Origin of the sequence: Alloalcanivorax dieselolei B5 (assembly GCF_000300005.1) — a bacterium.
Classification (GTDB): domain Bacteria; phylum Pseudomonadota; class Gammaproteobacteria; order Pseudomonadales; family Alcanivoracaceae; genus Alloalcanivorax; species Alloalcanivorax dieselolei.
The window spans coordinates 767,539-789,798 of record NC_018691.1 but is presented as its reverse complement, the minus strand read 5'-3'; the positions used below and the strand labels follow the sequence as shown (position 1 = coordinate 789,798).

At 61.2% G+C, this 22,260-nt stretch carries 19 protein-coding genes and 1 pseudogene; 11 read left to right on the top strand and 9 right to left on the bottom strand.

The window, feature by feature from the left end; translation table 11 throughout:
* Nucleotides 1-8 precede the first annotated feature (8 nt).
* The 4 genes from B5T_RS03650 to atzD are packed head-to-tail and all read right to left on the bottom strand — an operon-like array spanning nucleotide 9 to nucleotide 4,258.
* A complete protein-coding gene (locus tag B5T_RS03650; RefSeq protein WP_014993111.1) occupies nucleotides 9-929 on the bottom strand; it encodes an ABC transporter permease in 921 nt (306 codons plus the stop codon).
* Complete coding sequence (locus B5T_RS03645) at nucleotides 922-2,037, bottom strand: ABC transporter permease (protein ID WP_014993110.1); 1,116 nt, start codon at nucleotides 2,035-2,037, stop codon at nucleotides 922-924. The genes B5T_RS03650 and B5T_RS03645 overlap by 8 nt, the downstream gene beginning before the upstream one ends.
* 3 nt (nucleotides 2,038-2,040) lie before the next feature.
* On the bottom strand, nucleotides 2,041-3,150 hold the full coding sequence (locus B5T_RS03640) for a BMP family ABC transporter substrate-binding protein (protein WP_014993109.1): 1,110 nt from the start codon (nucleotides 3,148-3,150) through the stop codon (nucleotides 2,041-2,043).
* Between the two features lie 25 nt (nucleotides 3,151-3,175).
* Nucleotides 3,176-4,258 carry a cyanuric acid amidohydrolase gene (atzD, locus tag B5T_RS03635; RefSeq protein ID WP_014993108.1) on the bottom strand — a complete coding sequence of 361 codons (1,083 nt, stop codon included), beginning with the start codon at nucleotides 4,256-4,258 and terminating at the stop codon, nucleotides 3,176-3,178.
* A 124-nt stretch (nucleotides 4,259-4,382) separates the two neighbouring features.
* Here atzD and B5T_RS03630 point away from each other — a divergent pair, with 124 nt between their 5' ends.
* The 9 genes from B5T_RS03630 (at nucleotide 4,383) to urtE (ending at nucleotide 17,417) form a co-directional block, all read left to right on the top strand.
* Nucleotides 4,383-5,285 carry a LysR family transcriptional regulator gene (locus B5T_RS03630; RefSeq protein ID WP_041717285.1) on the top strand — a complete coding sequence of 301 codons (903 nt, stop codon included), beginning with the start codon at nucleotides 4,383-4,385 and terminating at the stop codon, nucleotides 5,283-5,285.
* Nucleotides 5,286-5,459: 174 nt separating this feature from the next.
* The gene (gene atzF, locus B5T_RS03625; protein WP_014993106.1) at nucleotides 5,460-7,241 is read left to right on the top strand and encodes an allophanate hydrolase; all 1,782 of its coding nucleotides are present in this window, start codon (nucleotides 5,460-5,462) and stop codon (nucleotides 7,239-7,241) included.
* 12 nt (nucleotides 7,242-7,253) lie between these two features.
* Nucleotides 7,254-10,910, top strand: a complete 3,657-nt coding sequence (gene uca, locus B5T_RS03620; RefSeq protein WP_014993105.1) for an urea carboxylase — start codon at nucleotides 7,254-7,256, stop codon at nucleotides 10,908-10,910.
* Nucleotides 10,907-11,635, top strand: coding sequence for a GntR family transcriptional regulator (locus tag B5T_RS03615; RefSeq protein ID WP_014993104.1), 729 nt, complete (start codon nucleotides 10,907-10,909; stop codon nucleotides 11,633-11,635). The genes uca and B5T_RS03615 overlap by 4 nt, the downstream gene beginning before the upstream one ends.
* Nucleotides 11,636-11,695: 60 nt before the next feature.
* On the top strand, nucleotides 11,696-12,994 hold the full coding sequence (gene urtA / locus B5T_RS03610) for an urea ABC transporter substrate-binding protein (RefSeq protein ID WP_014993103.1): 1,299 nt from the start codon (nucleotides 11,696-11,698) through the stop codon (nucleotides 12,992-12,994).
* Between the two features lie 94 nt (nucleotides 12,995-13,088).
* On the top strand, nucleotides 13,089-14,705 hold the full coding sequence (gene urtB / locus B5T_RS03605; protein WP_041716798.1) for an urea ABC transporter permease subunit UrtB: 1,617 nt from the start codon (nucleotides 13,089-13,091) through the stop codon (nucleotides 14,703-14,705).
* A complete protein-coding gene (gene urtC, locus B5T_RS03600; RefSeq protein WP_014993101.1) occupies nucleotides 14,705-15,871 on the top strand; it encodes an urea ABC transporter permease subunit UrtC in 1,167 nt (388 codons plus the stop codon). The genes urtB and urtC overlap by 1 nt, the downstream gene beginning before the upstream one ends.
* Entirely contained in the window at nucleotides 15,858-16,688 is an 831-nt protein-coding gene (urtD, locus tag B5T_RS03595) for an urea ABC transporter ATP-binding protein UrtD (protein WP_014993100.1), read from the top strand. Before urtC ends, urtD begins: the two co-directional genes overlap by 14 nt.
* Nucleotides 16,689-16,721: 33 nt before the next feature.
* Nucleotides 16,722-17,417, top strand: a complete 696-nt coding sequence (urtE, locus tag B5T_RS03590; RefSeq protein ID WP_014993099.1) for an urea ABC transporter ATP-binding subunit UrtE — start codon at nucleotides 16,722-16,724, stop codon at nucleotides 17,415-17,417.
* A 101-nt stretch (nucleotides 17,418-17,518) separates the two neighbouring features.
* Here urtE and B5T_RS03585 read toward each other — a convergent pair.
* A pseudogene (locus B5T_RS03585) lies at nucleotides 17,519-17,713 on the bottom strand (NIPSNAP family protein); the annotation flags it as partial.
* 271 nt (nucleotides 17,714-17,984) lie between these two features.
* On the opposite strand from B5T_RS03585, the gene B5T_RS03580 reads away from it, so the two are divergent.
* Entirely contained in the window at nucleotides 17,985-18,413 is a 429-nt protein-coding gene (locus B5T_RS03580) for a MarR family winged helix-turn-helix transcriptional regulator (protein WP_014993096.1), read from the top strand.
* A gap of 4 nt (nucleotides 18,414-18,417) precedes the next feature.
* The gene (locus B5T_RS03575; protein WP_014993095.1) at nucleotides 18,418-19,266 is read left to right on the top strand and encodes an alpha/beta fold hydrolase; all 849 of its coding nucleotides are present in this window, start codon (nucleotides 18,418-18,420) and stop codon (nucleotides 19,264-19,266) included.
* 444 nt (nucleotides 19,267-19,710) lie between these two features.
* On the opposite strand, the gene B5T_RS03570 is transcribed toward B5T_RS03575, so the two are convergent.
* The 4 genes from B5T_RS03570 to B5T_RS03555 all read right to left on the bottom strand — a co-directional run bounded on the left by B5T_RS03570 (nucleotide 19,711) and on the right by B5T_RS03555 (nucleotide 21,729).
* Nucleotides 19,711-20,184, bottom strand: a complete 474-nt coding sequence (locus tag B5T_RS03570) for a GNAT family N-acetyltransferase (protein ID WP_014993094.1) — start codon at nucleotides 20,182-20,184, stop codon at nucleotides 19,711-19,713.
* 124 nt (nucleotides 20,185-20,308) lie between these two features.
* Nucleotides 20,309-20,764: a GFA family protein gene (locus B5T_RS03565; RefSeq protein ID WP_014993093.1), complete on the bottom strand. Its 456-nt coding sequence runs from the start codon at nucleotides 20,762-20,764 to the stop codon at nucleotides 20,309-20,311.
* A 55-nt stretch (nucleotides 20,765-20,819) separates the two neighbouring features.
* Entirely contained in the window at nucleotides 20,820-21,098 is a 279-nt protein-coding gene (locus tag B5T_RS03560; RefSeq protein WP_014993092.1) for a hypothetical protein, read from the bottom strand.
* Between the two features lie 187 nt (nucleotides 21,099-21,285).
* Nucleotides 21,286-21,729 (bottom strand): SRPBCC domain-containing protein, encoded by a 444-nt coding sequence (locus B5T_RS03555; RefSeq protein WP_041716795.1) that lies wholly within the window; start codon nucleotides 21,727-21,729, stop codon nucleotides 21,286-21,288.
* Between the last annotated feature and the right edge of the window lie 531 nt (nucleotides 21,730-22,260).

The window sequence follows — 22,260 nt, the reverse complement described above, 5'->3', positions numbered from 1 at the left end:
ATCGTCTCCTATCGGTTGAGACTCAACTCACCGGGCGCACCGCTGAGGGTTTGATTGGGTCGGCAGGACAGGTACATCACCAGCAGAGTGAGGGCGTAAGGCATGGCCGCGAACAGGTAATAACCACTGCTGATGCCCACCGCTTGCAACGCCGGGCCGACCGCGCCGGACGCGCCGAACAACAAAGCCGCCCACAAACAGTTCAATGGTTGCCAGCGGGCGAAAATCACCAGCGCCACGGCCATCAGCCCCTGGCCACTGGAAAGCCCTTCATTCCAGCTGCCGGGGTAATAGAGAGACAGATAGGCGCCGCCAACACCGGCCAGGAAGCCGCCGCTGGCGGTGGCCAGGGTGCGCACCAGCGCCGGCCGGTATCCCAGGGCCCGGGCGGATTGGGCGTGATCTCCCACCAACCGCAGCACCAATCCCCAACGAGTGGCGCGCAACCCCCAGTGCATCAACAACGTCAGGGCCACGCCGATAAAGAACAGAACATTCACCGACAGAGCGGAGCGCACCCGGGCGTCGTCGCTCCAGGCCCCCAGCTCGATGGACGGCAACGACGGCGCCTGCGGCTGGATGAACGCCTTGCCGAAAAAGAACGCCAGACCGGTACCCAGCAGGATCAGGGCGATACCGAAAGCAATGTCATTGACCCGCGGCAGTGAGCAGATCACGCCATGGAAAGCACCGAGCGCGCAGCCGGCACAACCGGCGGCCAGCACACCGAGCCAGGCGGAATCGGTGAGATAGGCCACAGCGTAGCCGCTCATGGCGCCGACCACGAGAATGCCTTCCAGACCCAGATTGATGCGCCCGCCTTTCTCGGTCAGACATTCGCCAAGACTGACGAACAGGAACGGTGTTCCCACCCGTATGGCGCCGGCCAGCAAAGCCAGCAGCAATACTGAATAGTCGATTTCAGCCATGTTGCACCACCCCTCCGGCCGGCGCCCGGCCCCGCTCCCGCCAGTGAATACGCCAATGCAGAACGCGGCCGTTCAACGCTTCCCAGGCCAACAGATTGACGAACAGCACGCCTTCGAGAATCAAAGTGGTGGCGTCGGGCAGCCCCAGCCGCCGTTGCAGCAGACTGCCGCTGGCTTCGACCCCGCCGAGCAGAATCGCACAGACGATGATCGCCAACGGGTTATGGCGGGCGGCGAAGGCCACCAGAATGCCACTGGTGCCATAACCCGCGATCAAAGCCGCGTTGGCGCTGCCCTGAACCGCCGCCACTTCGAACATGCCGGCAAGGCCGGCGGCGGCTCCGCCCAGCGCGCAGGTCACCAGCACCAGACGGTTTACCGGCAACCCAAGCATACGGGCGGCACGCACATTGCCGCCGACAATGGAAAAGGCGAAACCGGAAACACTGTGACGGACCAGCACATGGGCCAGCACGCAAACCACCACGCCGGCCACCAGCCCCCAGTGCACATAGAACGTATCGCTGATCACGCCCACGCTGTAGGCGTCCGGCAACGGTGCCGTGGACGGCTTGTTGAGACTGGCGGGATCCCGCAGCGGGCCTTCCACCAGATGTCGGAACACCGCCAGGGCGATATAGGAAAGCAGCAGGCTGCCGATGGTCTCGTTGACACCGCGCCGCTGGCGCATCCAGCCACTGAGACCGATCCAGAAGCCGCCCACGGCCATGGCGGCGGCGGCCATCGCCACCCACATCAGCGAGGCCGGCAATGCCGGCAGCCACAGCGGCGTCACCGCCGCCGCCAACCCGCCCAGCACCAGCGCGCCTTCGCCGCCGATGATGATCAGGCCGGCCCGCGCCGGCAGCGCCACGCATAGCGCCGTCAACATCAGCGGCGCCGCGCGCAGAAGGGTGTTTTCCCAGGAAAAGGCCGAACCGAAGGCCCCCTGATAAATCAGCGCGCCGGCTTCCAGAACCGGTATTTCCCGGGCCCAGAGAAACACGGAGAACAACAGCACGGTCGTGGCCACGGCCACCACGGTGGGCAGCGCGGGCAGGCCCAAAGCCAGCCCCCGAGCGGCAACGGGAGGAATACGTATCGACATCGGTCAGATCTGGCCGCGCACGCCTTCCACCAGATAGTCCATCCTCTCCAGTACCACATCCGTTTGTGTCAGCACCGTCCCCTCGGCCACCATCACCTCGCCGGTGTTGTTCCTGATCGGCCCGGTAAAGATGGAGAACTCGTTCTTGAGCATACTGGCCTTGACGGCATCCGCCGCCGCCTTGGCCGCGTCACTCACCGCCGGCCCGTAGGGCGAGGTCTTGACGAACCCTTCCTTCAAACCGCCACGCATGAAGTTGTTCATTGGCGCTCCGGACTGCAGAGCCATCACGTGGGCGCGGTAGGGCGTCTCCCAGTTCCATTCGGCACCGGTGAGATACCCTTTCGGCGCCAGCGCAGCCTGGCTGGCGTGGTAGCCGCAGGTCATCACGTCGCGTTTTTCCGCGGTTTCCACCAACACTTTGGGGCCATCGACGTGACAGGTGAGCACATCACAGCCCTGATCGATGAGGCTGTTGGCAGCTTCCGCTTCCTTCACCGGCAGCGACCAGTCGCCGGTGAAAATCACCGTGGTGGTGATCTCCGGATCCACCGAACGCGCGCCAAGCGTGAAGGCATTCAGGTTACGCAATACCTGCGGGATCGGCTTGGCGGCCACGAACCCCAGCTTCTTGCTCTTACTCATGTGTCCGGCGACGACACCGTTGAGGTACTGGCCCTCGTCGATGTAGCCGAAGAAGCTGCCGGCGTTGTCCGGGTGAACCCCTTTTTGCCAAAGCCCGCCGCAATGGGCGAAACGTACCTCCGGATACTTGCGCGCCACTTTAATCACATGCGGGTCGAAGTAACCGAACGAGGTGGGGAAAATAAGCTGAGCACCGTCCTGGCGGATCATCGCCTCCATGGACCGTTGCACCGCCACCGTTTCCGGAACGTTTTCCTCCTCGATCACGGTGACGTTGGGTAACCCCTTGATGATCGCCGCCGCCTCGGCGTGGGCCTGGTTATAGCCGAAGTCGTCCTTGGCGCCGACATAAATGAACCCCACGGTCACCGGTTTGTCGGCGGCGCGGGCCAGACTGACCGGCAGTGCCGTGCTGGCACCGAGCACACCGGCGGCCTTGATAAAAGTACGACGATTCAGGATTGGCATCGGAGAGACCTCGTAAATTGGATCATTAAGAAATCAGCGCGCGAGTAATCACCGCCAAAGGGCCGCCACCATCGGGCCCCTGATGTTCGGCGCCCCCGGAAACAAACAAAGCGGTATGCCCGGTACGTCCCGCCAACACCCCGCCAACCAGAGCTCGGGCATGGCGGGTGGCATTAATGTCACTGTCATCCCACATGATGTGGCGGTGACCACGAATCAGGCCGTTGCGCGACGGCTCAGCCTTGGCCAGCAGCGCCACCAGTTCACCGGCGCCATCACCGGGCACCCGGGCAAGCGCGCGGGCCACGGCATCCGCATCCAGGGCATCGGCCATCACGTCATGGCCGATCCGGAATTCCGAGTCCCATCCCGGCGCGTTACCGAGTACCAGGATTTCGTTGCGCATCAGTTCAATCCCGGCGGAAGTACTGGCGCGGCCGGAGTACAGGCCGAACTCGTGACAGACGGCGGCGTCCCGCAATTGCGCCGGCTCGAGCTCTCCCAATGCAAGCGCCACGCCAAGCGCCGAAGCGCCACGCGAATACGCCATCGACTCATAGGTATCGGTAGTAGCGACGGCGGCACCACGCCGGGCCGCTTCGTCACAGCGGGCGGAGGTCAGCAGCGGACATTTGATCTGTACGAAATGCACGTCCTCGTTGCGCTCGATGCCGGCGCGGGCCATGGCCTCGCGTACCGCTTGCGCGGTGGCATCGATCTGCGCCCACCGACCGATCTGCTCCGGCAGAAAGGCCGGTGTGAACGCGACGCCCGCCGCCAGCCCCGGCGACGTCGAGAGCGCGGGTTCGTCCATCACCTCGAACACCAGAATATGCGGTGACAATCCCCCTTCGGTGCCACCGGACATGACCAATGCAATGCGTTCCGCCACCGCCTCGTCGCTCAGACCCAGAACCTCGGAGAAAAGCCGGGTCAGCGCCAGGGTGGACAGCGCGCGGGTGAAGTCGTTGACACAACCATTGCCTTCGGTCTTGCCGAGAACCGCGATCACCTTATCCGCGTTGACCTCGCCTTCGCCCAGCGCCCGTCGCAGAGGGGAAACATCGTCCGGGGCGGCGGTGGCGAAGCGGTGAACGCGGGTTTTCATGACAGGCAATCTCCGGTGGGCCTGGAAACGGGAGCACGATAAGATTTATCCGGCGATTCAAACCAGCGCTATTTATTCACCATTGCGATGCCGTTACGGCATCACTCAGTCGGAGAGCCTGTTCATGTATAACCTGCGTCTGCTCCGTTACGTTGACGCCGTTGCCCGCAGCGGCTCCATTCGCAAAGCCGCGGAACAGCTCAACGTGGTGTCCTCGGCGGTCAATCGCCGCATCCTGGATATCGAAGATGAAATCGGCACGGCGTTATTCGAACGGCGTCCGCGTGGCGTGCGGCTCACCGCCGCCGGTGAACTGTTCATTGCCTACGCCCGCAAGCAGATCGCCGACTCGGAACGCATGCTCTCGGAGATAGAGGACTTGCAAAGTGTGCGGCGCGGGGAAGTCCGCATTGCCGCCATCGAGGGCATGGCCGCCGAGTTCCTGCCCAGGACCATAGAGGCCTTTCAGCAGCGCCACCCCAAGATCCGTTTTCGCGTTTACATCTGCGGGCGTGGCGACATCCATACCCGGCTGAAAGAGTTCGAGGCGGACATCGGCCTGGTATTCAATCCACCGGCCGATGCCGAAATCCGGCCGCTTCTCGAAGTGGAGCAACGGCTCTGCGCGTTCGTGGCACCGGATCATCCGCTGGCGGCACGAGAGTCGGTTCGTCTGTCCGACTGTATCGCCTACCCTCTGGCGGTGCCGGACACCTCACTGGGCGGGCGTGCTCTGCTGGATGAATTTCTGGCCCGCCGCTCGCTACGGCTGGAACCGGCGCTGGAATCCAACTCCTTCGAGATGATGCGGAACTTCGCCATCAAAAGCGGCGGCGTGTGCTTTCAAATACAAAGCGGCATGCCACCGGCTCATCTGCCCGGCGGCATGCATGCGCTGCCGTTGTCCGACCGGGGCCTGCGGCGCGGCCGCCTGACCTTGTGCATGGAGCATTCCCGCTCGCTGCCAGTAGCCACCGCGCGCTTCGCCGAATATTTGAAGCAACGTCTGCGGGAGGAAACCTCCTGATGCCTGCCCCTTTCTGGGGCCAGCGCCCCAGAACAGCGCACGACGGCCCCGGATAATCACCACTCCGGCGCCGGCGAATAGGCGATATTTCCCCATTTATAGCGCACCGCTGCGGGTTGGCACCGCCTTTGCACTGACTCGCATACCTACTGGTATACAACGAGGTATGCGAACGTGCTTGGCTGGACTCTGGAACAATGGCGTGACGCCTATCAGACGGGAGACTACACGCCGGTCTCGGCAATGAAAGCGCTGTACACGACTCTGCGTGACAGCGAGCGGAGTCTGTGGATTCACCTGCTGGACGAGTCCGATCTGGTGGCCCGGGCCGAGCAACTGAGCGATCCCTCCCTGCCTCTTTACGGCGTTCCGTTCGCGGTGAAAGACAACATCGACGTGGCCGGTCTGCCGACCACCGCCGCCTGCCCCGCTTTCACTTATACCGCTGAACACACCGCCCCGGTGGTACAGGCATTGCTGGATGCCGGCGCCATTCTGGTCGGTAAAACCAATCTGGATCAGTTGGCCACCGGGCTGGTCGGCGTGCGCTCGCCCTACGGCGCGGTGCCCAATCCGTTCAATCCGGACTACATCACCGGCGGCTCCAGCTCCGGCTCCGCCGCCGTGGTTTCCCAGGGGCTGGTACCGTTCGCGCTGGGCACCGACACCGCCGGTTCCGGTCGTGTGCCCGCCGGTTTCACCAACACCGTCGGCCTGAAACCCACCAAGGGCAGCATGAGCGCCCGTGGCGTGGTACCGGCTTGCCGCACTCTGGATTGCGTCAGCGTATTCGCCCTGTCAGTGGCGGATGCGGAAACCGTTTACGACCTGTATCGCGGCTACGATGCCGAGGACGGCTACAGCCGCCCGGACCCGGCGGCACGCCCCAAGGCCCTGCCGGCGCGGCCGAAGCTCGGTATTCCCGATCAACTGCCCTGGTTCGGCGACACTCAGGCGGAGCAGGTTTGGCAGCAACAGCTCAGCGCCATGGCCGAAATCGCCGAATTAGTGCCGCTGGATCTGCAGGTGCTGCACGACACCGCTGCCCTGCTCTATCAGGGCCCCTGGGTAGCCGAGCGTTACTCCGTGGCGGAACCCTTGATGCAAGAACAGGACGCGCTGCTGCCGGTGATCCGCGATGTCATCGGCGTGGCCGAGGGCATGAGCGCGGTCGATGCTTTCCGTGCTCAGTACAAACTGGCGGATCTGAAACGCCAGGCCGATGCCCTGCTGTCCCAGGTGGATGCGCTGCTGGTGCCGACCTCACCGGGCATCTATCGCATCGGCGACGTCAACGCCGATCCCATTCGTCTCAACAGCCAGCTCGGTGTTTGGACCAACTTCGTCAATCTGCTGGATCAATGCGCCCTGGCCCTGCCCGGCGGCTTCCGCGAGGACGGTCTGCCCTGCGGAATCACGCTGATTGGCCCGGCCTGGCACGACGCCGCCCTGGCCGAGTTCGGGCGCCGCTGGCAACGGCATCAGCCCTGGCAGGCCGGTGCCGTTGGCAGCGATCTGCCGCAAGTCCCCCCCGCGCAAGCCAGCGAAGACCACGCCGATCACATCACCGTCGCGGTGGTGGGTGCCCACCTCAGTGGCATGCCTCTGAATGACCAACTTACCGAACGCGGCGGCGTCTTGCTGGAAGCCACCGAAACCGCGCCCTGTTATCGCCTTTATGTCCTGGCCAATACCACGCCGCCGAAACCCGGCCTGATCAAGAGCGATGACGGCGCCGCCATCCAGATCGAACTGTGGCAACTGCCGGTCAGCGAGTTCGGCGGCTTTGTCGGGCTGATCCCGCCACCGCTGGGGATCGGCTCACTGGAAACCGCCAATGGCCGCCTGGTGAAAGGGTTCATCTGCGAAGGCTGGGCCATCGACGACGCCACCGACATCACCGCACTGGGGGGCTGGCGGGCCTACATCGCCCAACGGCAAAACACGGCAAACTAAAACGGGATCGGAATGATGTTGAAAGAAAACGGGTTGAAGGGAACCGGATTGAAAAAAGTGCTCATCGCCAATCGGGGGGAAATCGCGGTCCGCATCTGCCGCACCCTGAAACAAATGGGCATCGCCTCCGTGGCGGTATACTCCGACGCCGACCGCAACAGTCAGCACGTCAGCGCCGCCGATGAAGCGGTGGCACTGGGCGGCCAGACCGCCGCCGAAAGCTATCTGCGTACCGACGCCATTCTGAAAGCGGCGCGGGAAACCGGCGCCGACGGCATCATTCCCGGTTACGGCTTTCTTTCCGAGAACGCCGACTTCGCCGAAGCCTGTGACGCCGAGGGCATTGCCTTCATCGGGCCGACGCCAACGCAGTTGCGCCAGTTCGGGCTCAAGCACGAAGCCCGCGCCCTGGCCGAAGCCGCCGGCGTGCCACTGGCACCGGGCACCGGGCTGTTGAAGGATCTGGATGAAGCCCGGCAAGCCGCCTTGGAAATCGGCTATCCGGTGATGCTGAAAAGCACCGCCGGCGGCGGCGGCATCGGCCTGACCCGCTGCAACAGCGAAGAGGAACTGGTGGCGGCGTTTGAATCCGTGCGCCGGCTCGGTGAGAGCTTCTTCTCCGACAGCGGCGTGTTTCTGGAGCGGTTCGTGGCCCGGGCACGCCATATCGAAGTACAGATTTTCGGTGACGGCGACGGTACCGTGCTGGCGTTGGGGGAGCGGGAGTGTTCGCTGCAACGCCGCAACCAGAAAGTGGTCGAGGAAACCCCGGCCCCGAATCTGCCCGAGGCCACCCGCGAACAGTTGCGCGAAAGCGCGCGGCGCCTCGGTGAGTCGGTCAACTACCGCTCCGCCGGCACCGTTGAGTACGTGTACGACGACGAGCGCGACGAGTTTTATTTCCTCGAGGTCAACACTCGCCTGCAGGTGGAGCACGGCGTCACCGAGGAAATCTTCGGCGTCGATCTGGTGGCGTGGATGGTGATGCTGGCCGGAGGGGAGCGCCCACCGCTGGACCAGACCTACCAGGTCAATGGTCACGCCATGGAGGTTCGTATTTATGCGGAAGACCCGCTGAAGGCGTTCCAGCCCAGCCCCGGTGAACTCACCGAAGTGGTGTTTCCGGCGGCGGCGCGTCTGGACGGTTGGGTCGACACCGGCACCGTGGTCAGCCCCCACTACGATCCTCTGCTGGCGAAACTGATCGTGCATGCCGACGATCGCGAAGCCGCTCTACGGAAAATGCAGACCGCCCTGGCGGAAACCCGCCTCAGCGGCATTGCCACCAACCTGGATTACCTGCGGCAGATTCTGATCGACCCGAACGTGGCGGCAGGCCGCGTCTCCACTCGTTATCTGGAGACCTTCGAATATCGTCCCCGAGTATTCGAGGTACAGGAACCGGGGACCTACACCACGGTGCAGGACTATCCTGGCCGTGCCGGCTACTGGGATGTCGGCGTTCCGCCCTCCGGCCCGATGGATGATTACGCGTTCCGTCTGGCCAACCGCATCGTCGGCAACCACGACAGCGCCGCCGGCCTGGAAGCCACGCTGATCGGCCCGACTCTGTACTTCCATAGCGAAACGATTGTCGCCCTCACCGGCGCCACCTGTGACGCCACCCTGGACGGGGAAGCCGTCGCGCTGTGGCAACCGATACGGGTCCGTGCCGGCCAGACCCTGGTCACCGGCAAGGTGACCAGCGGCTGCCGCACCTACATCGCCATACGTAACGGTATCGACGTGCCCGATTACCTGGGCAGCAAATCCACTTTCGTGTTGGGACAGTTCGGCGGACATGGCGGCCGTACTTTGCGCAAGGGTGATGTGCTGTCCTTGTGCCAGCCGCAGTTGCCCGGCTGCCCGACCCCGGCGCCGGTGCATGAACCGTCACCGGCGGACGGCACGCTGATCCCGGACTATCCGCAGCATTGGCAAATCAAGGTGCTGTACGGTCCCCACGGCGCGCCGGATTATTTCACCCAGGACGCCATCGATACCTTTTTCGGCGCCGACTATCAGGTGCACTACAACTCCAACCGCCTGGGTATCCGCCTGACCGGCCCGAAACCCACCTGGGCGCGTACCGACGGCGGCGAGGCTGGTTTGCATCCGTCCAACCTGCACGATAACGAGTACGCCATCGGTTCGATCAACTTCACCGGCGACTTCCCGGTGATCCTGACCAAGGACGGCCCAAGCCTCGGCGGCTTCGTCTGCCCGGTGACCATCGCCAAGGCCGAACTGTGGAAGGTCGGACAGTTGAAGCCCGGCGACTCGATCCGTTTCGTCGCCATCGACTTTGATCAGGCGCTGGCACTGGAGCAGGCCCAGGATCGCAGCATCGAGAGCCTGACGCCGGTAACGCCGGCCCCGACCGCCGCCACCGTCATGCCGGAGGGCGCCGCCTCTCCCACCATGCTGGTGGAACGGGACGCGGACGGCGATGTACCGCGCATCACCTACCGCCAGGCCGGCGACAAATACATTCTGATCGAGTACGGCGAGAACGTGCTCGATCTGGCATTGCGCTTCCGTGTCCACGCCTTGATGGAATCACTGAAGTCGACGCCGGTGGACGGCATTCTTGAGTTGTCTCCCGGCGTGCGCAGCCTGCAGGTGCACTACGATTCCCGCCGTCTGCACCAGAAAGATCTGGTGGCCGCGCTACTGGAACGGGAAGCCGCCATCGGTTCCGTGGACGACCTGGTGGTACCCACCCGGGTGGTGCATTTGCCACTGGCGTTCGAGGACAGCGCCACCCTCGACGCGGTACAGCGCTATCAGGAAACTATTCGCCCGGACGCCCCCTGGCTGCCCAACAACGCGGAGTTCATCCGCCGCATCAACGGCCTGGATTCCATCGAGGCGGTCAAACGTATCGTTTACGACGCCAGCTACATGGTGCTCGGTCTCGGCGACGTCTATCTGGGTGCGCCCTGCGCGGTGCCCGTGGATCCCCGTCACCGCCTGATGACCTCCAAGTACAACCCGGCCCGCACCTACACCGCCGAAGGTACCGTCGGCATCGGCGGCGTCTACATGTGCATCTACGGCATGGACTCCCCCGGCGGTTATCAGTTGGTGGGCCGCACGCTGCCGATCTGGAACAAGCATCTGAAGAATCCGCAATTCAAACCCGGCGAGCCCTGGTTGCTGAAGTTCTTCGATCAGGTGCGTTACTACCCGGTGAGCGAGGCGGAGCTGGGGGAAATGCGCGACGCTTTCCGCGAAGGCCGCCTGCAGGTGGAAATCACCGAGGAGCCGTTCAGCCTGGCGGAGTACCGCGCCTTCCTGGAAAGCATCGAACCGGAGATGGAAGCGTTCCGCGAGCGCCAGCAAAGCGCTTACCAGGCCGAAGTGCAGCGCTGGCAGGACGAGGACGCGGCGGTGGAATCCGCGCTACTGGGCAACAAGGTGGAAATCGGCGATCTCGACGGCCATGTGGTCAGCGCCGAGATCAGCGGCAACGTCTGGAAGCTGCTGGTGGAAGAAGGCGCTCGAGTGGAAGCCGGGCAAACCCTGGTGGTGGTGGAAGCGATGAAGATGGAATTCGCCATCACCGCTAGCGCCGCCGGCACCGTCACCGGCCTGCACTGCAAGCCCGGCACCCTGATCAACGCCGGTGATCCGGTGGCGGTCATTGATACGGAGAGCGCGGCATGATCTCGTCCCCGCGTCGTGGCAAGCAGCTGGCCGACAAGGTCTATCAGGACATCAAGGACGACATCTTTGAATTCCGGCTGCTGCCCGGCGACCGTTTCAGTGAAAACGAAATGGCGCAACGTACCGGCGCCTCGCGCACGCCGGTGCGGGAGGCCCTGTTCCGGCTGGAGCGGGAAGGCTATGTGGAAGTTTCCCCGCGTAACGGCTGGCAGGTGAAGCCCTTCGATTTTCATTATTTCGAAGAACTTTACGACGTTCGCACCGTGCTGGAATGCGCGGCGGTGCGCCGGCTCTGCGAGCTGGAGAATCTGGCCGACACGCTGCAACCCCTGATGGCCCTGTGGAGTGTACCGGAGGACCAGCGGCTGCGGGATATCAGCGGCGTGCTCAATCTGGACGAGAATTTCCACAGCGAACTGGTGCGGACCGCCGGCAACGGCGAGATGACACGCATCCATCAAAACATCACCGAGCGGCTGCGCATCATTCGCCGCCTGGATTTCACCAAGCGCGCGCGCATCGATGCCACCTACGACGAGCATCACACCATCCTTGAAACGATTCTGCACCGGCGGGTGGAGCCGGCGCAGATCATGCTCAAGGCGCACATCGAGGCGAGCCGCAATGAGGTTCGCAAAATCACCCTGCATATGCTTTACGAGGCACGGCGTCAAGGGAGCGGAGAAACCGGCGATGCCCTGCCCGCGCCCACCTCCGGTTCCTGAGCCGGAGCGTGATGCGCACAACCTGGCACTTTAATCGGCAATGATACAGAGGGGAAAACCATGATCATGAAAAGACGTTGGCAACGACTGGCCCAGGCCGGGCTCGCCGCCGGTGCGCTGTCACTGTCGGCACTGGCCAATGCCGCCGACACCATCAAGGTGGGGGTTCTACATTCACTGTCCGGCACCATGGCGATCAGTGAGTCCACGCTCAAGGACACCGTGTTGATGCTGGTGGAAGAACAGAATAAGAAAGGCGGACTGCTCGGCAAGAAGCTGGAGCCGGTGGTGGTCGACCCCGCTTCCAACTGGCCACTGTTCGCGGAAAAAGCCCGTGAACTGATCAGCAAGGAAAAAGTCGACGTTATCTTCGGCTGCTGGACTTCGGTGTCACGCAAATCCGTGCTGCCGGTGGTGGAGGAACTCAACGGCCTGCTGTTCTATCCGGTTCAGTATGAAGGCGAGGAGTCCTCCAAGAACGTGTTCTACACCGGCGCGGCACCGAACCAGCAGGCCATTCCGGCGGTGGACTATCTGATCGACGATCTGGGCGCCGAACGCTTCGTGCTGGCCGGCACCGACTACGTTTATCCGCGCACCACCAACAAGATCCTCGAAGCCTATCTGAAAAGCAAAGGCGTGGCCGACGAGGACATCATGATCAACTATACCCCGTTTGGTCACTCCGACTGGCAGTCCATCGTTTCCCGCATCAAGGAATTCGGCAGCCAGGGCAAGAAGACCGCGGTGGTGTCCACCATCAATGGTGACGCCAACGTGCCGTTCTACAAGGAACTGGGGAACCAGGGCATCGACGCCGCCGACATTCCGGTGGTGGCGTTCTCCGTCGGTGAGCAGGAACTGTCCGGTGTCGACACCGGCCCGCTGGTCGGCCACCTGGCCGCCTGGAACTATTTCCAAAGCGTCTACACCGACGAGAACAACAGCTTCATCAAGCAATGGCACGACTACATCGGTGACAGCAAACGAGTGACCAACGACCCCATGGAAGCCACCTATATCGGCTTCAACATGTGGGCCAAGGCGGTGGAGAAAGCCAAGTCCACCGACACCGACAAAGTCGCCGACGCCATGATCGGCATCAGCACCGCCAACCTTACCGGCGGTACCGCGGTGATGAACAAAAACCACCATCTCTCCAAACCGGTTCTGATCGGTGAGATCCAGGACGACGGCCAGTTCGCCGTGGTCTGGCAGACCGACGGCCTGGTGGCCGGCGATGCCTGGTCCGACTTCCTGCCCGGCTCCAAGGACCTGATCGCTGACTGGACCAAGCCGATCAACTGCGGCAACTACAACAGCAAAACCAAAACCTGCGGCGGTCAGGCCGCGCAGTAATCGTTTCCGTTGTCCCCAAAAAAAGGGATGCACCATGGGAAACGCCGTCGAGGCCGGCCCCCGGCCTCCGACGCTTATGCAATGAGGAGCTACCATGCTCAGGGTTTTCGCGCTCGCACTCGCCCTATTGTGTCTGACGAGTGTGGCTCAGGCCGAATCGCCGGCCACTGAACCGACAACCGATATAGAAGACGTGCTGCAACAACTGCGCAGCCGCAGCTTCGACGACAAAGCCGCCGCCATCGATGCGCTGGCTCATTCCGGCCATCCCCGGGCGGATGCGCTGCTCAAAGCGTTGCAAGACCGGCGCCTGCTGCAGGACCGTGCCAACGACCGCATCGTGCTCGGCGAGCGGGCCGACGGCGGCTGGCAACTCCAGGACCCGCTCAGTGAAGCAGATCTGGGCACGGTGGGATCACGGGACGCCGCGCCGATCACCATCAATAACCGTCTGCGCCGGCAGATCGAGAATCTGCAAGCGGTGGTCGGCCTCAACAACCCGGACGCCATCCAGCGCCGGGCGGCCGCCATCAGCCTGATCGGTACCAAGGATCCCGACCTGCTGGCCGCTCTGCGTGAACGGCGTGCACGGGAAGACAATACCTCGGTGGCGGCGGCCATCGATACCACACTGAACACCGCCGCCCTGTATTCCGAGGACAGCGACCTGAATGCGCGCCTCAACGCCATTGAAGCCCTGTCCGGCAGCCTTGAACCGACGGTGCGCAATGCCCTGCGCAGCCGCCTCGACAGTGACGCGCCCAGTGAGCGCAAAGCGGTGGAAACCGCGTTAAAGCGTATCGACGCCCGTACCGCCCGCTACCAGACCGCCGATACGCTGTTCTTCGGCCTCAGTCTGGGTTCGGTACTGCTGCTGGCCGCCATCGGCCTGGCCATCACCTTCGGGGTCATGGGTGTGATCAACATGGCCCATGGCGAGCTGATCATGCTCGGAGCCTACACCACCTTCGTGGTACAACAGATTTTTCCCCAGGGCCATGAGTGGTCCCTGCTTGTGGCCATACCGGCGGCGTTTCTGATCTCCGGTTTTGTCGGCGTTCTGATCGAACGCTTCGTGATCCGCTATCTCTACGGACGCCCACTGGAAACGCTGCTCGCCACCTTCGGCATCAGCCTGATCCTGCAACAAGCCGTGCGGGTGATTTTCTCGCCGCTGAACCGCTCGGTGGTGACGCCGGAGTGGATGAGCGGCGCCTGGCAGATCAATCCGGTGTTCTCCCTGACCTTTAACCGGCTCTACATCATCGCCTTTGCTCTCGTCGTGTTCCTCGGCCTGCTGCTGGTGCTGAAGAAAACCCGGCTTGGCCTGCAAGTGCGGGCGGTCAGCCAGAACCGGCAAACCGCCCGCGGCCTCGGTATCCGCAGCGACCGCATCAACGCCCTGACCTTCGGGCTCGGCTCCGGCATCGCCGGTGTCGCTGGCGTGGCGCTGGCGCAGCTCACCAACGTCGGCCCCAACCTGGGCCAAGCCTACATCATCGATTCGTTCATGGTGGTGGTATTCGGCGGCGTCGGCAATCTGTGGGGCACGCTCACCGCGGCCTTCAGCCTGGGTATCGCCAACAAACTGCTGGAGCCGGTTTCCGGCGCGGTGCTGGCGAAAATCTTCGTGCTCGTGTTCATCATCCTGTTCATTCAACGTAAACCGCGCGGTCTGTTCCCGCAGCGCGGCCGGGCCGCGGAGGAATAATGAGACATTCGGATTTGAAAACCGCCCTGACCGACCGTGCCGCCCGCTGGTTCATCGGCATCCTGTTCGGCGCCGTGGCCCTGGTGGTGCTGTTGAATCAGCTGATCCCGGCGGACTCCGGGCTGCATGTGAGCAGCTACACGGTCACGCTGCTCGGCAAGTATCTGTGTTACGCGCTGCTGGCCATGGCCCTGGATCTGGTCTGGGGCTACTGCGGCATACTCAGCCTCGGCCATGGCGCTTTCTTCGCCCTCGGCGGTTACGCCATGGGCATGTACCTGATGCGTCAGATCGGCGATCGCGGCGTCTACGGCAACCCGGTGCTGCCGGACTTCATGGTGTTTCTGAACTGGCAGGAGCTGCCCTGGTACTGGCTCGGCTCCCATTCGTTTCTGTTCACCATGGTGTTGATCGCGCTGGTACCCGGGCTGCTGGCCTTCGTGTTCGGCTGGCTGGCGTTCCGTTCCCGCGTCACCGGGGTGTACCTGTCGATCATCACCCAGGCGCTGACCTACGCGCTGATGTTGGCGTTCTTCCGTAACGAACTGGGTTTTGGCGGCAACAACGGCCTCACCGACTTCAAGGACATCCTCGGCTTCTCGTTGCGCGAGGACAGCACCCGGGTGGCCCTGCTGATCGCCACCGCCATCGCCCTGGCGCTGGCCTTCGTACTGTGCCGCTACATCACCGGCTCTCGCATGGGCCGGGTGGTGATGGCGGTCCGCGACGGCGAGTCCCGCGCCCGCTTCCTCGGCTATCGCACCGAACACTACAAGCTGTGGATTTTCACCCTGAGCGCGGTACTGGCCGGCATCGCCGGCGCCCTGTATGTGCCCCAGGTGGGCATCATCAACCCCGGCGAGTTTTCACCGCTCAACTCCATCGAACTGGTGGTGTGGGTGGCGGTGGGTGGCCGCGCCACCCTGTATGGCGCGGTGATCGGCGCCATTCTGGTCAACTATGGCAAAACCGTGTTCACCGGCATCATGCCGGAAGCCTGGCTGTTCGCCCTGGGAGGCCTGTTCGTGGCGGTGACCCTGTTCCTGCCGCGTGGCCTGGTGGGCCTGGCGGATAACGTCCGTCAGCGCCTGCGCAAAAGTGATGGTAACAATAGCAACGGCACCGACAACGACGACCAGCCGGAGGCGTCCCATGAACCTGCGTGACACTTTCCGACGTGATCGTGTGTTCGACGTGGTCCGCCCCGGTACCCGCACCATCAATCCGGGCGAGTTGGACACCGGTGGCAAATACCTGTTGTACATGGAAAACATCACGGTCAGCTTCGACGGCTTCAAAGCCCTGAACGACCTGACCCTGTACATCGAACCCGGCGAACTGCGCTGCATCATCGGCCCCAACGGCGCCGGCAAATCCACCATGATGGACGTGATCACCGGCAAGACCCGGCCGGATGAAGGCACCTGCTTTTTTGGCCAGACCCTTGATCTGACCCGCATGAGCGAAACCGAAATCGCCGGCGCCGGCATCGGCCGCAAGTTCCAGAAGCCCACCGTGTTTCCGGAACACACCGCGGCGGAGAATCTGGAACTGGCCATGGCCGGCCCCAAAACCACCTGGCATACCCTGGTGCATCCGCTCAACGGCGAGCAGCGCGACCGCATCGACGCCACCCTGGACACCGTTGGCCTGCTGGACCGGCACGACCATGTGGCCGGCGCGCTGTCCCACGGGCAGAAACAGTGGCTGGAAATCGCCATGGTGCTGATGCAGCAACCGAAACTGCTGCTGGTGGACGAACCCATCGCCGGCATGACCCGCCAGGAAGTGGAGCGCACCGCCGAACTGCTTCAACAACTGGCCGGCGAGCACTCCGTGGTGGTGGTGGAACACGATATGGAGTTCATCCGCAGCATCGCCAGCACCGTCACCGTACTGCACCAGGGCAGCGTCCTCGCCGAAGGCAAGATGCAGGACGTGCAGAACGACCCGAAAGTGATCGAAGTGTATTTGGGCGAGTAACGCTCCGCCCCATACCACTGAACAGGAACGCTCATGCTGTCATTGAAAGGCGTCAATCAATACTACGGCGAATCCCATACGCTCTGGGATCTGGACCTGTCCGTGCAACAAGGCGAATGCCTGTGCGTGATGGGCCGCAACGGCGTCGGCAAAACCACACTGCTGAAAACCATCATGGGCCTGCTGCCGTCAGCCTCCGGCGAGATCCGCTTTCTCGACCAGGACCTGCGCAAGAAAGCCGCCGAGGACCGCGCCCGTGCCGGCATCGGCTACGTCCCCCAAGGCCGGGAGATCTTTCCATTACTGACCGTGGAAGAGAACCTGGAAACCGGCCTGCAGGCGCGCCCGGATCGCCAGCGCAAAATCCCCGAACGGATCTATGAACTGTTTCCCGTGCTTCACGAAATGCGTCACCGCCGTGGCGGCGACCTGTCCGGCGGCCAGCAACAGCAACTGGCCATCGGCCGCGCCCTGGCCCTGGACCCGAAACTGCTGATTCTGGACGAACCCACGGAAGGCATTCAGCCCAACATCGTCGACATGATCGGCCGCGTGATCAAAACCCTGAACCGGGAAGAAGGCCTCACCGTGCTGCTGGTGGAACAAAAACTCCACTTCGCCCGCGCCACCGCCGACCGCTTCACCATCCTCGATCGGGGCCGCAACGTGGCGGAAGGGGCCGTGGGAGAATTGGATGATGCGTTGGTGAAGAAGTATCTAACAGTCTAAGGCAGGATCATCGAGGGTTGTTTGTATCGAGGGCGCCAGAATCCGGCGCCCTCCATCGCCGGCCCTCCAGCCAGCCGGCTTATCGGAACACCAGCGTCAGTCTACTCAAAGACAGGCCTCATAAAGCTGCGCTCGCAGCTCACCACGCAGCGGGTTTCCTCCGCATACCTGAACGCGGCCTGACACTCCGCATCCTTGAAAGACGCCTTTCTGTACTCTTCGTACTTGGCCAGCGATGGAAACGTAAACAATGCGATGGCGACGTTATTGGCACCCTCGGACGGCAAAAAATAGCCGTGATGCTGACCCGTTTATGCCCATGGCCGATGGCGACGGCCAGGGCGATTTCGTGAACACCTATTTCAGTTGCCCAGCTTGCGGGCAATGGTTCAATCTCCGTCCTGAAATTTACCACTGCAGTGGTGGGGCATTTGACGCAGTTTGGGTGGACTAGCGAATAACTGAAATTCACGCCGCCTTGGCGGCACCATGCTTGCATTATGTTTGACCATTCAATCAGTTTGACGGTAAGCTTGCCCGCTCAAGCATTCCGCAAGGAAATTCGGTGTGTCCGAGAATAAAGAAAGTCGGCTGGTGACCGGTGTCATCGCCCTCAACAGCTATATCCAGAAGCGAGTGGGGCGTGCTCTCTCCGTACATGGGATTGGTGTCAGCGAGTACCTCGTGTTGAACCAGTTATTTGCAGCGCCAATGCAGACGATGCGGCGCAGTGATCTCGCGGAACAGGTCGGTTTGAGTCCGTCGGGTATCACCCGCCTGATTAATCCCATGGAAAAAATAGGCCTGGTAGAAAAGGAAGAGAGCCCTCGCGATGCCAGGGTCAGCCTTGTGAGGCTGTCGGCCGCTGGAAAGCAAGTCTATGAAGATGCCAAGGTTTCTTTTGCGCAAGCCTCGAACGCGCTGTTTGAACCGTTGGAGGGGGGCCAGATAGATGCGTTTATGGAGCTGTTGAATACGGTATCCAAGGGAGCTTAATAACATGCTCAAGCAGGACTCCAGGCAAGCCCTGATCGACCGTATTGGCATTGCAATTACTCAGGCAAGCGTGATGGCCGGCCCGGTGAACACCGCTTATTTATCGGCCGGTGCGGGGGTTCCAGTTATCTGCCTGCATGGCGGTGGCGCCGGGGCGGTAACCTGGTATCCCTCCATTGGGCCACTGGCACAACGCTTTCATGTTGTTGCGCCTGATATTGTTGGATACGGGGAGTCCGATAAACCGGATGGGAGCTATGACAAAGCCTACTTTTCTGGCTGGTTGAAGCAATTCCTGGATGCCCTTGGCATCGCGAAGGCCCATATCGTCGGGTTATCTCAAGGTGGCGCCATAGCCCTGCAATTTACCCTCGATTATCCGGAAATGGTGGATAAGCTCGTCCTCGTCGACTCCGGCGGGCTGGGTGCAAAACCGCCCTTGATGTCCATTGCAAGCATGCTTTGGCTGAACATCTTTCCATCGTCTTGGGCGAATCGCTTTTACTCCCGTTATATCCTGTTCAAGCCTGGGAACCGCGATCCGAATCACGAACGTTATTCAGTCGAGGTACTGAAGACTGCGGGTGGCAAAAAGGCCTTTTCACAGGGGCGGGGGGCTGCCGTCGCGGCATTTACAGAAGAAGCGCTACGCAGAATACGGAACAGGACGTTAATAGTGTGGGGCGAAAACGACCGGTTATTCCCTATCGAATCTGCTGCCAAGGCTGCCACGATAATTTCTAATGCCGAGCTATTGGGCATCCGGGACGCTGGCCACCTGCCGATGATGGACCAACCTGCGATGTTTAATCGCGCTGTTGTGAACTTTTTGCTGAATAAAATGGACGTTTGATCCCGTTTTATAGATTCAATCAATACGTTTAAGCTATCTGGTTTGAAGTTGGGGTCAACGTTAGACGCCTTCACAGAAATCAAGATAAGCTCGCCCAACAGGGTATCACGCTCCGAATATAGCGCCCTTTGCGCTTCTGCGTGGCTACTATAGGCAGGAAGCAACGCGCCATGTTTGCGTGCCGCCCCCATTCCTGCACGTGACATAATCTCCAAGCTCCTTATGTGGCCAGACGTCGGCAGCCGGAGGGTCAAATCTTGCCTTTTGCCCCCCCTAGAAGGAACCGTCTCACAAGGGCCAATGGCAAGATCTGCCCCCGATCACGCACGAAGGCAAAAGACAAGACCTGACTCGAATCACTTTTTCTCTTTATCGAATCGGCCGATCTTAGCCTGACACTGGCCGTCTATTGGGAAGGCACCTGATACAGCTCACCGATGAACATCATTGAGTAGAGTACTCCACCGTCAGGTGATAGGTTTTGAAACGCCGGCCCAGCAGCTCGCTGTTGTGCACCTTGTCAGCCATTTTCTCCAGGGCCCGGTATTGCGGTCGGCTTCCGAGGAGGTGAAACAGGACCTGCTCATGCCCGAACTCCCTGGCCCAACCCATCAAGGTCCTGAATACTGAGAGGCCGATTCCCCAAAATTTCCGGGAAAGCACGATAGCCAGCTCAAAACCTGCCTCATCCGGTTGAATCCCGCACCATCCCGCCAGCCTGCCGTCCACATAGATTCCACGAACCCGACAACCGGGCAACGCATCCAGCGCTTCCTTTTCCTTTACCCAGGCTCGAATGCTAGTGGAATCGAAGTGGTCATGGTCGACCAGATGCGTTCTCAGTGACGCTTCGTTCATCAATGCCAGGAGGGCTTCAGGATCAACCTGGCCAAGACCAACGAACTCGATGTTTCTCATGTCGGATTACTCAGGAACGCGCCCGGATACATGTGGCCCATTTTCGGTAACGGGATGCCACCTTCGCAGCGGCTTCCTCAGGGTACAGGAGCGGTATTACCACGTTTGAACGTGGAGCTACCCATCACTCTCTGGTGTCCGCGTATTGCTGAAGCAACGACGGAAACTGCTCCTGAGGCGGGAATTCATCGAAACTGTGGGCCGCTCCGGTGCTCGCCCATTCCAGCTTCTCCTTGGTGAACGTTTCGATAAACGGACGGTAGTCGGCGGCGTTCTCAAACATGGTAGAACGCACATTGACCAAATCAACCTCGCCTTCCGGGCGGGTGAACAGCCAGCTCATGCAGTAATCGCAGAAGAAGTGCCGCGGAGCGCCATGAAGCCCGCCAATCACCGGCTCGCCCCGGGTGACGGTGAACTCCTCACCGGGAAAAAGAGCGCTCAGACTGAACGCACTCGATGACATACGCTGACACCCGGTGCAATGGCAGGCCATGGTGACCATGGGCTTGGCGTGGACCTCGAATTCAACACGTCCGCAACGGCAGCGCCCCTTGGCGCTTGGGGAAACTTCCGGCATGGCAATGAACCTCGCTGTTCGGGGAAAGCGCTATCATAGCTAAAATCAGAAAAGGTCACGAACCGTCGCCGGTCTCCCCCTCAAACCTGACCTTAAAGCCATACCGATCGGCCAGTGCCTCAAGCGCCGCGTCATCCCCACGAATCTCCCACTCGAGCCAGTTGGTCCATTCAAGCACCAGTTCCAGCCCGTCCTTCCTGAGGGTGAAACTGTCGAAATCGATTCCCTTATCAAAAGCCAGAGGCGGGTACTCCTTGACCTTTTTCCAGCCCTCACTCATTAGCGTTTCCAGAAGCTGGTTGCCTGTCTCCGTGTCCAGATCGATCACCTTCATCCCAAGCTACTCAGGCCATCCGTACATATACGCCAATCCAGACGTTGCCATGCACCGGCGCGCGGCGAAGCGGCACGCCCGAGCGAGACTGTCTCTTTTGCCGTTAAGAAGCGCCGCCCTAAAAGACAAAGGCATGACCTGCCTTCAATCAGCTCTCAGGACCGAAAGAAAAGCGGGCCTGGCTTGATTACGCATCACCGTTGGCCTCGCCAAGCACACGCGCCAGCTTATCAATGTTTTCCTCATTTGCAGAGCCAGCGCGCTGCTTTACAGCTTGCGCGGTTTCAGCGTCTTCAAAAACCTGATCCCACGTTAAGTGGGCTCCTTCACTCACAGGCGTGAGCTCAACGGTAAGCTTGAAGTTTGGGGGACAATCGTGATGGATGACAATTTTCGAATGAGGCACAACTTCTTCGAAGAAACTTTCATTTAGATAGTCTTTTCCGTCAGAGCTGTGCATCACGAACTTCCAGCGGCCACCTTCTTTGAATTCGAATATCTCGAAGGTGTTTGAAAAGCCTTCAGGGCCCCACCACGACGCCAGCAAATCAGCCGACGCGAATGCGCCATATATTTCTTCAGGAGAGAACGGCAAGGTTCTTGAAGTGCGCAGTGTCCTTTCTTCAGTCATTAACGTAGCCTCCGGGCATGTGGACTTATTGCCACATCGAAGGCATTAGAACACTGGCCACAATAGCCAATCAACAGAAAGCCGGAAGGTCAGGCCTTGCCTTGTTCTCTCCTTAGAAGAAACGCCTCATAAAAGAAAGAGGCAAGACTTGCTCCCATACGAGCATACACGCCATGCCGGATTCACGTTCAGAAGTCAGATTATTCAACTGACTGATTCAAAAGATCATTCGGTTCGTGCACGTCTTCGACACCCCGCTCAATATAACACCGTCTACCACGCCAGGGATGCATATCACATTCAGGAGAGTATACCCTGATCTCGACCCGTTCCCCAGTTGACGAATCGGCAATGCCAGCCGTCCAGTATGGCCTATAGCTAATCTCAGTAAGGACGATTCTATAATAGCGTCCAGACCTAGCTTCGAAAACAACGACTTTGGGGTCCTCATAAAACCCTGAATGAGAATTACCGACTAGCGTAATATGTCGCTCTCCGGGCACAAGCCGGAAGGTGTTATACTCTCCGTAC